Annotated in this window: 14 protein-coding genes; 2 read left to right on the top strand and 12 right to left on the bottom strand. The window is 61.0% G+C overall.

Annotated features, from left to right (window positions below; translation table 11 throughout):
- Positions 1 to 132: 132 nt before the first annotated feature.
- The 5 genes from QQJ96_RS00700 to folE all read right to left on the bottom strand — a co-directional run bounded on the left by QQJ96_RS00700 (position 133) and on the right by folE (position 6,201).
- Positions 133 to 2,934: a TonB-dependent receptor domain-containing protein gene (locus QQJ96_RS00700; RefSeq protein ID WP_284329966.1), complete on the bottom strand. Its 2,802-nt coding sequence runs from the start codon at positions 2,932 to 2,934 to the stop codon at positions 133 to 135.
- Between the two features lie 369 nt (positions 2,935 to 3,303).
- Entirely contained in the window at positions 3,304 to 3,810 is a 507-nt protein-coding gene (locus QQJ96_RS00695) for a DUF1993 domain-containing protein (protein ID WP_284329965.1), read from the bottom strand.
- Positions 3,807 to 5,156 carry a TCR/Tet family MFS transporter gene (locus QQJ96_RS00690; protein WP_284329964.1) on the bottom strand — a complete coding sequence of 450 codons (1,350 nt, stop codon included), beginning with the start codon at positions 5,154 to 5,156 and terminating at the stop codon, positions 3,807 to 3,809. The genes QQJ96_RS00695 and QQJ96_RS00690 overlap by 4 nt, the downstream gene beginning before the upstream one ends.
- A 119-nt stretch (positions 5,157 to 5,275) precedes the next feature.
- Positions 5,276 to 5,602 (bottom strand): EF-hand domain-containing protein, encoded by a 327-nt coding sequence (locus QQJ96_RS00685; RefSeq protein ID WP_284329963.1) that lies wholly within the window; start codon positions 5,600 to 5,602, stop codon positions 5,276 to 5,278.
- The gene (gene folE, locus QQJ96_RS00680) at positions 5,602 to 6,201 is read right to left on the bottom strand and encodes a GTP cyclohydrolase I FolE (protein ID WP_284329961.1); all 600 of its coding nucleotides are present in this window, start codon (positions 6,199 to 6,201) and stop codon (positions 5,602 to 5,604) included. The genes QQJ96_RS00685 and folE overlap by 1 nt, the downstream gene beginning before the upstream one ends.
- 236 nt (positions 6,202 to 6,437) lie before the next feature.
- Here folE and QQJ96_RS00675 point away from each other — a divergent pair, with 236 nt between their 5' ends.
- Positions 6,438 to 7,256, top strand: coding sequence for a shikimate 5-dehydrogenase (locus QQJ96_RS00675; protein WP_284329960.1), 819 nt, complete (start codon positions 6,438 to 6,440; stop codon positions 7,254 to 7,256).
- Positions 7,257 to 7,273: 17 nt separating this feature from the next.
- Here the strand turns inward: QQJ96_RS00675 and QQJ96_RS00670 are convergent, their stop codons facing one another.
- Positions 7,274 to 8,632, bottom strand: a complete 1,359-nt coding sequence (locus QQJ96_RS00670) for a DNA recombination protein RmuC (protein WP_284329959.1) — start codon at positions 8,630 to 8,632, stop codon at positions 7,274 to 7,276.
- Positions 8,633 to 8,742: 110 nt separating this feature from the next.
- Between QQJ96_RS00670 and QQJ96_RS00665 the strand changes: the two genes are divergently transcribed.
- A complete protein-coding gene (locus tag QQJ96_RS00665) occupies positions 8,743 to 9,378 on the top strand; it encodes a Pr6Pr family membrane protein (protein ID WP_284329958.1) in 636 nt (211 codons plus the stop codon).
- Positions 9,379 to 9,483: 105 nt separating this feature from the next.
- Here QQJ96_RS00665 and QQJ96_RS00660 read toward each other — a convergent pair whose 3' ends face one another.
- The 6 genes from QQJ96_RS00660 to QQJ96_RS00635 are packed head-to-tail and all read right to left on the bottom strand — an operon-like array spanning position 9,484 to position 13,166.
- Complete coding sequence (locus QQJ96_RS00660) at positions 9,484 to 10,656, bottom strand: class I SAM-dependent rRNA methyltransferase (RefSeq protein ID WP_284329957.1); 1,173 nt, start codon at positions 10,654 to 10,656, stop codon at positions 9,484 to 9,486.
- Positions 10,657 to 10,687: 31 nt separating this feature from the next.
- Positions 10,688 to 10,981 (bottom strand): HigA family addiction module antitoxin, encoded by a 294-nt coding sequence (locus QQJ96_RS00655; protein ID WP_284329956.1) that lies wholly within the window; start codon positions 10,979 to 10,981, stop codon positions 10,688 to 10,690.
- Positions 10,981 to 11,259, bottom strand: coding sequence for a type II toxin-antitoxin system RelE/ParE family toxin (locus QQJ96_RS00650; protein ID WP_284329955.1), 279 nt, complete (start codon positions 11,257 to 11,259; stop codon positions 10,981 to 10,983). Before QQJ96_RS00650 ends, QQJ96_RS00655 begins: the two co-directional genes overlap by 1 nt.
- Before the next feature lie 58 nt (positions 11,260 to 11,317).
- Entirely contained in the window at positions 11,318 to 11,755 is a 438-nt protein-coding gene (locus QQJ96_RS00645; protein ID WP_284329954.1) for a hypothetical protein, read from the bottom strand.
- Between the two features lie 20 nt (positions 11,756 to 11,775).
- A complete protein-coding gene (locus QQJ96_RS00640) occupies positions 11,776 to 12,723 on the bottom strand; it encodes a serine/threonine protein kinase (protein ID WP_284330116.1) in 948 nt (315 codons plus the stop codon).
- Positions 12,724 to 12,725: 2 nt separating this feature from the next.
- The gene (locus QQJ96_RS00635; RefSeq protein WP_284329953.1) at positions 12,726 to 13,166 is read right to left on the bottom strand and encodes a hotdog fold thioesterase; all 441 of its coding nucleotides are present in this window, start codon (positions 13,164 to 13,166) and stop codon (positions 12,726 to 12,728) included.
- Positions 13,167 to 13,209 lie beyond the last annotated feature (43 nt).

Here is a 13,209-nt window from a genome sequence, read left to right as displayed (position 1 = left end):
CCTGGCTGAGGGGCGGGAGTCCCTACCCATTTGGGCGATGGTTCGCCAAATCAATGGGTACGCCAGGGCTTTTTAGTGCAGTAAATAGGGGGAGCGGTAAGTCCCACTCCCCCGAAAACCAGCAATGACAAATCACGGGCCGAATTTGTACCTTGCCTCCAGTGAGAAGGTGCGTCCGTAGACGTCATAGTTGTATTTGTTATACGGGGCTGACGACGTACCAGGGTAGCTAGTGTCAACAGGGGGCATCGCATTGAGCAGGTTGTTTACGATGAAAGACACATCGAGCTTGGCCAGCGGTTTGTACGAAACGCTGGCGTTGTACGTCAGCCATGCCGGCAACGTTCCTTCACCTGCCTTGGTGTAGGGACTGGACGCGTTTAGCGTTGCCAGATAATTGGGGGACTTGCCAAATCGAGATGCGTAGAGGGTAGCGCCCCACTTTCCGCGTCGCCAGGTCAGTGATGCCGCGAGCTTGGTCTTGAAGTCGGTGCTCCAGTATGGCGATCGAAGCAGGTCGATGTAGGGATCGCCGACATAAGGTTGACGCTTGTGCTGCAAGATGTTGGTGTAGTTCAGGGTTGGGCTGAACTCACCCAGAAATCCAGCGGAAAACACGTAATTGAAATTGACGTTTACCGTATCCAGGATTTCATTGGCAACGTTCACCTTGGGTGTCTGGATCTCGGCCAATTCGCCCTTGGCGTTGCGGATGATCTTGCTGATAGCCGATTGGCAGCTGGGCGAAGAAATATCAAGTTGACCAAGCCGGCAAGCTGTTTCCTGCAATAGAAGTTTATCCCTGGCCTCGATGTCGACCTCGTCCTTGATATTCCAGTGATAGAAATCCACGCCAAGGGCCATTCGCGATATCGGAGACAGCACGAGACCCGCGCTCCAGTTGGTAGCGGAAATGGGCTTGAGTTTGGGGTTGCCCGACTGCAATCCCTTGACCGGTGCGCCGTTGTACTTGGCGGGGCAGCTGATTGACGCGACAGCGGGGTCATAGCCCAATAGTGCGCAGTTATAGTAATCAGTGGGGTTGGCGTAGTAACTGCTGTTACCGGTGAACTGATCGGCTAACGTAGGTGCCTTGAAGGCGGTGCCATAACGGGCGCGCAGCAATAGCAAATCGCCAAAGGGCCGGTATTCCAAGCCAACACTGTAGGTAGGTTTGCTAATCGTGCTGCCGGCTACTTTGTAGGCGTCGTAACGAGCCGATGCGCTCATGGTTAGCTCGGATAGCAGCGGTAGGCGCCATTCATTCGCCACGGCAAAACGAGAGCGATGACCAGCGCCCTGCACAGCGCTCTGACCCCAGACTTCGCCCGTCAGCAAACGGTGATCCGGCGAATAGTCCCAGCCCTCGTTGGCCCCTTCAGCCAACACCGCCACGCCTGCGTCGCCACCAGACATGTGGAAAAGCGCAGAGTTGGTCAGTGTCAGGCGACCAATGTTCTGCCAGGTTTTCGCATTGCTTGTGAGATAGCCGGTAAAGCTATTGAAGTCAGCATTGGAAATGGGTGTGTAGAACGCTGCATAGTCAGGCCGGAAAGTGCTGAAACCATTGCCATCAGGGTCAGGGCCCAGGTCGGGTCCCAGGACACGGGTTGTGAAGAAATTCTCCATCGCATTCGTGAAGCGGGCGAAGGGTCGTTGCGTCAGCTTGTCCTCGCCATGCATGACGCTGATGTCGTATTCCCAGTCAGAGGCGCCAAGTATCCCCTTTGAGCCCAGTGTCAGGGTGTAATTGCGTTCGTAGCTCTTGGACATGATGTGTTGGTAGCCACCGACTTCCTCTGGGCTGAAGCTCTTCTGGAAGTTGATGAAGTCGTCCAGGTCGGGGTCGTAGATGTAGGTATATTTGCTGGATGAGCCCCACCACATAGTGCTTGCACCGTTGCTCCATTTTTCCCGGTCGAAGTTGTAGCTGAAGTCTCCGTACAGTTGCGTGGTATCGCTCAGATCGTAGGTGGCTCGGGTATAGATATTGGCCGTTTTGCTATCGCCCGAAAGCGTAGAGGTGCCAGGGGCATAGAACGAGCCGCAGTAGTCACCCTGTCCAGGTCGATGTTGCAAGCCTTCGGTGCCCCCGAATTGTCCTGTGGTGAGTGCGCAACGATTGGGGTCGAGCATGTAATAGCTGTTACGTAGTTCGCTGTTATAAATGAGGTAGTCGCGACCGGATAGAGCCGGCGATGCGCCGTTCTCAAAGTTATGCGAGGTCCACGAACGATCGGCTGACCAGATGGGCTGGGAGCTTTCGATCTGGGCACCGGCGGTGATATTGAATTTGCCGAAGCTGAAGGTATCGGCAAAACTGATGTGGCGGTTGGCGTTGCCGCCTAACCCATTCCATCCGTAGCGTGCATCGATAATCGGCGCATCTACTTTCTTCTTCATGATGATGTTTATTACGCCGGCAATGGCATCTGAGCCGTACAGCGTGGACTGGCCGCCCGGAAGAAATTCGATGCGATCGACCAGGTCGGTGGGGATGGTGTTCAGATTGTTGATGACCTCCGTGCTGTCGTACAGCACAGGAAAATTGTTCATTGGTCTTCCATCAACGAGAAGTTTTACATAGCCGGGGTTGAGTCCAAAGAAACTGGCCGTCTTGGCTCCAGGTGTGAAGCTGTTGGTGTTCTGAGCGTTCTGAACGCTCCCGGTGGCAAAGGATAGGTGTTGAAGAGCCTGTGCGACCGTAGCAAAGCCTTCTGCCTTCAGCTGCTCGGAGGTGACGGAGGTTGTGGGCGTGAACGTTTCAAGCTGTGTCTGCGGTATCAACGAGCCGGTGACCGTTATCGCATCCAATTTCTTCTTTTGACTGCTATCGCCATTTGCCGCTGCGCTGTCCTGAGCGAATGCATTGGCGCATCCACCTGTACATGCTAGCGCCAGCAACGTGCGCTTGAAGACTTGTCCTGCTTTCAAGTTGCAGCCTCCCTGAACTTGCCATCGCACCTATTGGCTTGGCGGACGGTCTATGAAAGAACGCGGCGACGCTTCGCTCTGCCACGCGTGGCATGCGCAACATCGGTCGCGGATTTACGGCTCAAATCCCGGAGAAAATTCCGTTCGGAACCGCAGACAACAAATTAGCGAGTTGCGCGCTGGCAACAATCGGGGGATGCGCCGCAAAGGCGTGGGGCGTTTTCGTGACGCGCGCTGTGGCGCGTAGGGTGTGCGCTTACTGCGCTGTACTACGGACAAGTACGAAGATGCGAAGGGGTTTTGCCGGTGCTGCCAAGGGCACGGCTTGCCGCATGCAGGGCGATTGTTTCGCCCTGCATGGGGACAGATTTACTGCTTGCCGATGAAGTCCTGCTTGCCAATATTCGTACCGGCTTCGCGCAGGATGTTGTACGCGGTGGTGCAATGGAAGAACATGTTCGGAATCACGTAGTGCAGCAGATAGGCCTGGCCTTCGAAGTGCAATTCGCCGTTGCGCGTCTTCAGCGTGATCGCACGCGTTTCGCTGCCGTCGACCTGTTCGGGCTTGAAGCTCTTGATGTAGTCGATGGCACGTTCGAGGCGTGAATGCAATTCGTCGAACGAGGTTTCATTGTCTTCGAATTTCAGTGGATCGACATCGGCGAGGCGGGCACAGCAGTTCTTGGCCATGTCGGTGGCAATCTGCACCTGCTTGACCAGCGGCAGCATGTCGGGAATCAGGCGGGTCTGCAGCATCACGGAACCTTCCACGCCTTTTTCCTTGGCGTGTTTTTCCCCGAGTTTGAGCACGTGATGGAGATTGGTCAACGCACGCACGAACACCGGCACGGAAGCTTGGTACATGGAAAGACTCATGGGGATGACTCCGAGTGATGAGTGGGGAGGGAATCGTGGGTGACCACGTCGGCGACGGTCGGGAAGTCGCCGTGCAGCGATGCAGGTGGTTGTTTTTCCGCCGCATGCACGGGATGCAGGTGGCGGATCGCATAGGCGGCAATAACGGTGGCTATCGCCAGCAGCAGCGCCGCCAGCACGAAGGCGATGCCGGGCAGGTGCATGGGCGCGTGATCGCTGATGAACAACCCGAACAGGTTGGCGAACAGCGCCGGCCCGAAGATGCCGGCCAGGCTGGCGAGGCTGGTCAGCGCACCCTGCAGGCGACCTTGCTCATGCGGATCCACCTGGTGGGTCATCAGGGCTTGCGAGGGCGGGCCGGCCAGGCCGCCCAGGGCAAGCAGCGGGATACCCAGCAGGAACATCCAGCCCACGGGGGCGAAGCCGAATACCAGGTAGCCGGCTACCGCCAGCGGTATGCCCAGCATGATCATGCGTCGCTCACCAAGTTTCGGCATCAGGCGGCGCACCAGTCCAGCCTGTACGACGCCGGTGCAAAGGCCGACCAAGGCGAGCGTGCCGCCCACCGCTTCGGGGCCCCAGCCATAGCGGTAATCGGCGTAGAGCACATAGGTGGAGTTGAGCGAGAACTGGGCCAGGGTGATCATGAAATACACCGTGGCCAGCGCAAACACCTGCGGATAGCGGCGCAGCAGCACCAGCGCGCCAAACGGGTTCGCATGACGCCAATCAAAACGCTTGCTGCGACGCTCCAGAGGCAGCGACTCCGGCAGCACGAAATAGCCGTAGCAGAAATTGATCAGCGATAGCGCGGCGGCCACCCAGAACGGCAAGCGGATGCTGATATGGCCAAGCAGGCCGCCCAGCGCAGGTCCGGTGATGAAGCCGATCGCGAATGCCGCGCCGAGTGCGCCGTACGAAGCTGCGCGCTTTTCCTTTGGCACGATGTCGGCGATGTAGGCGTTGGCGGTCGAGAAGCTTGCCGCGCATATGCCCGATACCACGCGGCCGACGAACAGCAGCCACACGGTTGGCGCCAGCGCGATCACGATGAAATCGACGCCCAGGCCGAAGCTGGAAATCAGGATGACCGTGCGGCGGCCGAAGCGATCCGACAGCGTGCCTTGCACTGGCGAGAAGATGAACTGCATCAGCATGAAGGTGGTGCTGATCGCGCCCACCCATACGGCTGCCTGCGCCAGGCTGCCGCCACTCAACTGCACAATCAGGTGCGGCAACACCGGGATGATGATGCCGAAGGCCAGCATGTCCACCATCACCGTCACGAAGATGAAGGCGAACGCAGCGGTGTGGCGGGAGGAGCGAACGGTCGAGGCTGAGTCCATGCGAAGAGCGCGGATAGCTAGGCGGCGGATGGGCCAAAGTCGCAAAGATAGCCGATGCGGCCTGGCTTGGCATGGGCTGGAAGGTGCAGGAAATGTCGCGGGGGGGGCGAATCCGCGACTCAACGCGGCGGCTGCATCAGTTCCTGCGGGCTCAGGTAGCCGTGGTGATGGCGGTCCAGCCGGTGGAATTCACGCCGCAGGTTGTCCTGCCACTCCTTCAAGGTCACTGGTTTGCCGCGCCCGCCGGGCAGCTCTTCCGGCTCCAGTACGCCGTCGTGGTTGAGGTCGCGCCGGTAGAAGCCCTGGCTCATATAGGCGACGTATTCGGCCTCGCTGATGCGCCCATCCCCGTTGCTGTCCATGGCCTGGAACAGGCCGGCCGCCGTGCTTTGCGCAAGCGCGGCCAAAGGCAGCCCCAGCAGCAGTAAGGCCAGGGCCGAGCGCATCAGCGGCGGCCGCCGTGGATGCCGATGAAATCCAGGAATTCGGCGCGGGTGCGGGCGTCGTCGCGGAACGAGCCCAGCATCTGGCTGGTGATCATCGACACGCCGCGCTTGTGCACGCCGCGCGTGGTCATGCATTCGTGGCTGGCATCGATCACCACCGCCACGCCGGCCGGGTTGAGGTTGTCATGAATGCAGCGCGCGATTTCCGCGGTCATCTTTTCCTGTACTTGAAAGCGGCGCGCGTAAGCATCCACCACGCGTGCCAGCTTGCTGATGCCCACGACACGGTTGGTAGGCAGGTAGCCCACATGGGCGCGACCGATGATCGGCGCCATGTGGTGTTCGCAATGGCTTTCGAATTCGATGTCGCGCAGCACCACCATCTCGTCGTAGCCGGCCACCTCCTCGAAGGTGCGGCGCAGGTATTCGCCCGGATCGGTCTGGTAGCCGCTGAACCAGTCACGATAGGCCTTCACCACGCGGCGTGGCGTATCGAGCAGGCCTTCGCGCTGCGGATCGTCACCAGCCCAGCGCAGCAGTGTACGCACTGCTTCTTCGGCTTGTTCGCGGGTGACTTCGGTGGGCTCGTGCTCGCTCATGCGGCTTCCTGGGTACGGGTTCAGGCCTGCAATTGTAACGCTCGCGTCAAGAGGTGCTTCGATTCATTTTGTATAAGTGCATTGGCAATCTGGGTCTAGGCATCAATCCCACTTCTACGCGGGTTTACACATGCTGGGATTGACATCCCAGCCTACATGCCGCCCACGCGGCATGGATCAAGGCCCCCTGTGCTAGGGTTCCGGGCCTGCCTGCATCCCCGCCAGGACCCATCTCCATGACTCGATCCATCAACCGCGATACCCGGCTTTGCATGTCCCTGTCCGGCCGGCCGGGCAACTTCGGTACGCGCTTCCAGAATTTTCTGTACGAAGCGTTGGATCTGAACTACGTCTACAAGGCATTCACCACGCGTGACTTGCCGGCCGCCATCGGCGGCATTCGTGCCCTGGGCATCCGCGGCTGCGCGATCTCGATGCCGTTCAAGGAGGCCTGCATGGCGCTGGTCGACAGCATCGACGAGTCGGCTGCGGCGATCGCTTCCATCAACACCATCGTCAACGACGACGGGCATCTGCGCGCCTACAACACCGATTACATCGCTGTGCGCAGCTTGATCGAACAGCATGGTCTGGCCACGGATATGCCGCTGGCCCTGCGCGGCAGCGGCGGCATGGCGAAGGCGGTGGCCTGTGCGTTTCGCGATGCCGGTTTTCGGCACGGGCACATCGTGGCGCGGAACGAGGCCACCGGGCGTCAACTGGCCGAAGTGAGCGGGTTTGCCTGGAGGGCCGACATGGCAGACTTGCGAGCCGATTTGCTGATCAACGTGACGCCGATCGGCATGGAGGGGCCCGAACAAGACCAGCTTGCGTTCGAGCGTGATGCGGTGGAGCGTGCGCGAGCGGCGTTCGACGTAGTGGCGCTGCCGCCGCAAACCCCGCTGATCAAGCTGGCGCGGTCATTGGGCAAACCGGTGATTACCGGCGCCGATGTGATCGTGCTGCAAGCTGTGGAGCAATTCGTGCTTTATACGGGCGTGCGGCCGGATGAAGCGCTGATTGCACGGGCGGCAGCGCATGCGTTGAGTTTTTGACGATCGCGAGTGGAAAATTACTCCTCCACCGCTTCCTCATCGCTACTCGCCGATTCGCCCAATAGCTGCTGCGCTTGCTCACCCGGCAGCGTCTCCACATCACGCAATTTGCGCTCGATCGCACGCGTCCGCACGGCCGTGCTGTCGATATGCTTGCTGGCCTCGTCCAGCTTCTTGCGCACCATTTTCAGCACGTCGCCGAACTTGCCGAATTCGTTCTTCACCGCGCCGAGCAATTGCCACACTTCGCTGCTGCGCTGCTGGATCGCCAGCGTGCGGAAGCCCATCTGCAGGCTGTTGAGGATGGCCGAGAGCGTGGTGGGCCCGGCCACAATGATCCGCTGCTCGCGCTGTAGGCTGTCGAACAGGCCGGGGCGGCGAATGATTTCCGCATACAAGCCTTCGGTGGGCAGGAACAGGATGGCGAAATCGGTGGTGGCCGGTGGCGCGATGTATTTGCCGCGGATGCTCTTGGCTTCGTCGCGTATACGGCGCTCCAGCGCGAGGGAGGCGCGTTCCATAGCCTCCACATCTGCCTGTTGCTGGGCATCGAGCAGGCGTTCGTAATCCTCGCGCGGGAATTTCGCGTCGATCGGCAGCCATACCTGGCTGTCGCGATCGCCACCGGGCAGGCGGATGGCGAATTCCACGCGTTCGTCCGAACCCGGCGCTGTCGCCACGTTGGCGGCGTATTGCTCGGGCGTGAGCATTTGCTCCAGCAACGCGGCCAGTTGCATTTCGCCAAGGATGCCGCGCGTCTTCACGTTGCTGAGCACGCGCTTGAGATCGCCGACGCCGCTGGCCAGCGACTGCATCTCGCCCAGGCCGCGCTGGACGGCCTCCAGCCGCTCCGATACCAGCTTGAACGACTGGCCTAGCCGCGTTTCCAGCGTCGCTTGCAGTTTTTCGTCCACCGTGGCGCGCATCTGTTCCAGCTTGGCGGCATTGTCCTGCTGGATCGCGGCAAGCTTGGTTTCCAGGGTGGTGCGCACTTCACCGAGGCGCTTTTCATTGTCGGCGGCCAGCGTGCCCAGCTGCTGCTTTTGCTGGTCGCCGAGCTGCTTGAGCGTGCCGGCAAGTTCCTCACGGCCACGCCGTGATTCCTCGATCAGGCGTTGCGAGAGGGTCTGCAGGCCGGTGTCCGTACGCTCGGTAAGCGCATCCAGGCGCTGCCCGAATTGCACCAGTGCCTGGCTCAATTCGCTGCGGCCGGCACGTTGTTCCTGGGCCAATGCCTCGCGTAGATGGCGGAGGTCGTCTTTCAGGCTATCCAGGCGCGCCTGCAGGCCGGCGTCGCCGCGGCCGCGCAGCAGCACAAACACCTGCAGCACCAACAGGACAACCAGCAGGGCCAGCGAGATTTCGATCAGGGGCATGGGCGCTTCCAAGGCTATAAGCGCACAGTTTACGCGCAGCCGTATCAATCGCTGAGATCGGCCCGGCGGAGTAGCATCCGCGCAACGCCATTGATCGGTGGAAAGCCCGCATGAACCCATCCAATGCCAGGGCAAGGCCGCTGGCCGCGCTGATCGCCCTGGTTGCCTGGTCTGGCGTCCTGTTGCAGTTGTATCTCTCACTGCGGCTGACCGGTTCGATGGGCATGAGCACGGCGTGGGGGCTGGCGATCTACCTTGGCTACCTGACCGTGCTCACCAACATCCTGGTGGCGGTGGCCGCCAGTTCGCTGCTGGTTTGGCCGGACTCGGCCGGCGGAGGCTTCTTCGCGCGGCCGACGGTGCTTGGCGGGGTGACGGCCAGCATTGCCTTCGTGGGAGTGGCGTATTTCGTGCTACTGAGGCACGCGTGGAATCCGCAGGGCCTGCAACTGCTTGCGGATGTGCTGATGCACTACGTCGTTCCGCTATTGGTGGTGATCTATAGCGCTATTGCGCTACGGCGTACGAGTTTGCGCCGGACGGCGCCACTTTGGTGGAGCTTGTATCCGGTGGGCTATTTCATCTATGTGCTAGTGCGCGGCTTGTTCATGGGGCATTACCCGTACCGCTTCATCAATGCATCGGAGCTTGGTTACGCACTGGTCTTGCGCCACGCCGTGGTGTTGTGGGTGGCGTTTCTGGGCTTGTCGTACGGGTTGATGTGGTTGTGGCGCAGGCTGGGCTGAATATCTCCTCACAGCCGTCATCCCCGCGAAAGCGGGGACCCATTTTGATCTAATGCAAAAAAAGAAGATGGATTCCCGCGTTCGCGGGAATGACGGCCATGAGGATTACGATACCCGGCAGAACACCGCCTTGAGATAGCGGCTTTCCGGCACATCGGTGCGCACAGGGTGGTCGGCGCCGGCCCCGCGCACTTCCAGGATCTGGATTTCGCGTCCCGCATTGAGCGCCACGCGGCGCAGCATTTCCAGGAAGTCCGCCTCGCTGACCAGGCCGGTGCAGGAGCACGTCAGCAGCAAGCCGCCAGGCGGAATCACGTCCAGCGCCAGGCGATTCATCGCGAAATATTTCTTCAGCGCATCGATCACCTTGCTGCGATCGCGCGTGAGCTTGGCCGGATCGAGAATCACTGCATCGTAGCGCTCGCCGCGCGCTACCGCCTGACGCAACCATTCGAAGATGTCGGCCTGCTCGAAGCGAATGGGCAAGGCGTTCGCTTGCGCATTGGCGCGCGCGATCTCCAGAATGCCCGCGTCCATGTCCACACCGACCGCTTCGCTCGCACCACCGGCCATCGCATGCACGGCGAAGCCACCGGCATTGCAGCACAGGTCCAGCACGCGCCGGCCGCGCGCCAGCTCGGCGAAGCGGCGGCGGTTCTCACGCTGGTCGGCAAAAAAGCCGGTCTTGTGCCCGTAGCCCGGCGCTGCATGAAAGCGCAGGCCGTGCTCATGCACTTCCACCGGCGCAGGTGCTTCGGCGGCCCGGCAATCGAAGGATTCCTGCTTCTGCACGTGGCTTTCCGCGAACCAGTACAGCCGCGCACCGGGGAATTGGCGCAGCAAGGCCGCGTGAATGGCGTCGCGGAATTTCCACATGCCGGCAGCGAAATACTCCACCACCAGGATGTCGTCGTAGCGGTCCACGATCAGCCCGGAAAGCCCATCGCCTTCGCTGTGCACCACACGCCAGGCATCGGTCACGCTGTCCAGTTGCAGCAGTTCCCGCCGCAGTTGAACGGCGCGGTCGATGCGTGCAGCTATCCAATCCGCATCGATCGTTTCATGCGCGTCGCCGGTGAGCAGGCGCAGCGCGATGCGAGCATGCCCGTTCCAGAAGCCGCGCCCGACAAAGCGATCCTTCGCATCGACGACATCCACCACGCTGCCCGGCGGAAGGCGGGTTTCGGGTTTGTGCACCTGCGCCGACCACACCCAGGGGTGGCCGGGCGTGCGGTCGGATTTGAGGCGGATGACGGGCAGTGCGAAGGGGGCATTCATCCGCTAATGATAGCGGGTTATGCGAAAAGGCTCAGGCAGCAGCGAGTTTGAGCCTGCTGACCCGCTGCAGGTTGACGTGTTTTCTGGCTACCCATAAATCATGGGCATCCTGCATGGTCAGCCAGCTTTCGGGGGAGCGGCCGATGGCCTTGGATAGACGCAACGCCATCTCAGGGGTCACCCGGCTGGTGCCTTTCAAAATGCGACTCAGTGTCGACGGTGCGACATCGAGCTTTTCAGCCAGCTCACGACCACTGATCCCATTGGGCTCAAGATAGACCTCGGTGATGAACTCGCCGGGATGCGGAGGATTGTACATAGCCATCAGTGATAGTCCTCGTAATCCAGAACGTGGGCATTGCCATTTTGAAATTCGAAGGTCAGCCGCCAATTGCCATTGACCCAAACTGCCCAGCGTCCACGCATCGCACCCTTGAGCGAATGCAGCCGGTAACCGGGGATATCCATATCTTCAATGGACTGCGCAGTGTCCAGGGCGGTCAATTGCATGCGAAGCCGCTTGGCGTGACTTGCCTGCACTCCCGACGTATTGCCGGTCTCAAACAGCCTGCGCAGTCCTTTGTGCCGGAATGATTTGATCATCGCGGCGCCATGGTAGCGTGTTGCGTATTGCGCAACAAGCGTCAATGCATGGGCTGGCTCAGCGCAACTTGAGAATCAACCATGACAACAGTGCCAGCAGGTTCAGCCCCAGATGCGACGCGGAAGGGCCGCCAACGGCCAGCAGCAAGCCCTGGTTGCCGAAATGCCAGGTCAATTCCGGACGTGGCGGCAGGTGCAGCACCAGGGCCACATTGACGCATGCGCCGCAATAAAAGGCATAGCTGAAAATCGGCGTGGCGATCAGCGGCAGCTGCAACAGCTGGGAGATGCTTGAGAAGCGAATGCCGCGCTCGCTGTTTTCCAGCAACAGTACGCCGGCCACCAGGGTGAAGGTGTATAGCGCAAAAGCGATCAGCTGGATTACCGCCGCATGCAAGGGGCCCGATCCCAGCAAGCGCGGAAGCACCGTGGCCATGCCATAGAAACCGCCGGCCACTTCCAGGATACCGATCAGGCGAAACAGAATTTGACGCATGCAACACCCCAGGGAAAAAATTATTCGAGTTCGTCCGCCTGCTCGTGCAGGTCGATGATGTGCTGTTCCCACCAGCGCGGTTCGGCGGCGAATGGAAATGCCGCCGGGAAAGCCGGGTCCTGCCAGCGTGCCGCGATCCAGCCTGCATAATGCACTTGCCGCATGGCGCGCAGCGCGGGGATCAGCACCAGTTCCGCGTGATCGAAGTCACGCATCGAAAGATAACCTTCCAGCAGCGCTTCCATCGCGCGCTCGTCGTGGGCCAGCATCCAGAGATCCTGCACTGCCGGCCCCATGCGCGCATCGTCGAGATCGACGAAATGCGGGCCGGCATCGGTCCACAGCACATTGCCCGGGTGGCAGTCGCCGTGCAGGCGCAGCTTGCGTACCGGCCCTACGGCGTCGAAGCGCGCTGCGACCAGTAGATCCATGCGCTCGATCGCTTGACGATAGCGATCATGCAAGCTGGTCGGCAGCAGCGGGGAAGCCAGCACAGCGCGTACCGGCTGGGCTATCAAGGTATCGCGATCGAGGCTGCCACGATAAGCGAATGTGGCACGCGCACCGACACTGTGCATGCGTGCAATCAGCCGCCCGAGCCATTCCAGCTGATCGGCCGATTCCAGCGACGGCGCCCGGCCGCCATGACGCGGCGACAGGGCGTAACGAAAACCATCGTGGTGGAGCAGGGTGCGGTCCGCGAACGGCAGCGGGGCGACGACCGGCAGTTCGGCTTCGGCCAATTCCCGCGCGAACGCGTGCTCTTCCAGGATCGCCGCGTCGCTCCAGCGTCCGGGGCGATAGAACTTGGCGATTACCGGCCGCGCCTCTTCCAAGCCGACCTGCCAGACGCGGTTTTCATAGCTGTTCAACGCGAGCAGGCGGCCATCCGGCCACAGGCCGCAAGCGGTGATTGCATCAAGTACCAGGTCCGGCGTGAGGCGCGCGTAAGGTGTTTCGTTGGGCATGCTCAACGAGTGCCCACCGCCGTCGCTGGCACTACCGCCATGGTCAGGCGCGAGATGCACACCAGCTTGCCTTGTTCATCCTCGATGCGGATTTCCCATACTTGCGTGGATCGCCCGAGGTGCAGTGGGCGCGCCGTGCCCGTTACCGTGCCGCTGGTGACACCGCGGACGTGGTTGGCATTGATGTCCAGCCCGACCGCGCGCTCTTTGGCCGGATCGAGCGTGAGCATCGCCGCGGTGCTGCCGAGCGTTTCGGCCAGCGCCACCGAGGCGCCGCCATGCAGCAGCCCATAGGGCTGCTGCGTGCGCTGGTCTACCGGCATCGTGCCTTGCAGCCAGTCGTCACCGGTGGCGGTGAGTTGGATGCCCAGCGCCTCCATCAGGGTGCTGCGGCTCCAGCCGTTCAGGCGTTCGAGGCTGGTGTCCTGTTTCCAGATGGCCATGCTGTATTGAGATCCGATGAGAAGCCCGCATTGTCCGCCGACC

The organism is Dyella flagellata (assembly GCF_030160275.1).
Classification (GTDB): Bacteria; Pseudomonadota; Gammaproteobacteria; order Xanthomonadales; family Rhodanobacteraceae; genus Dyella_B; species Dyella_B flagellata.
The sequence above is the reverse complement of the archived record's forward strand: the minus strand, read 5'-3'. Positions and strand labels throughout refer to the sequence as shown.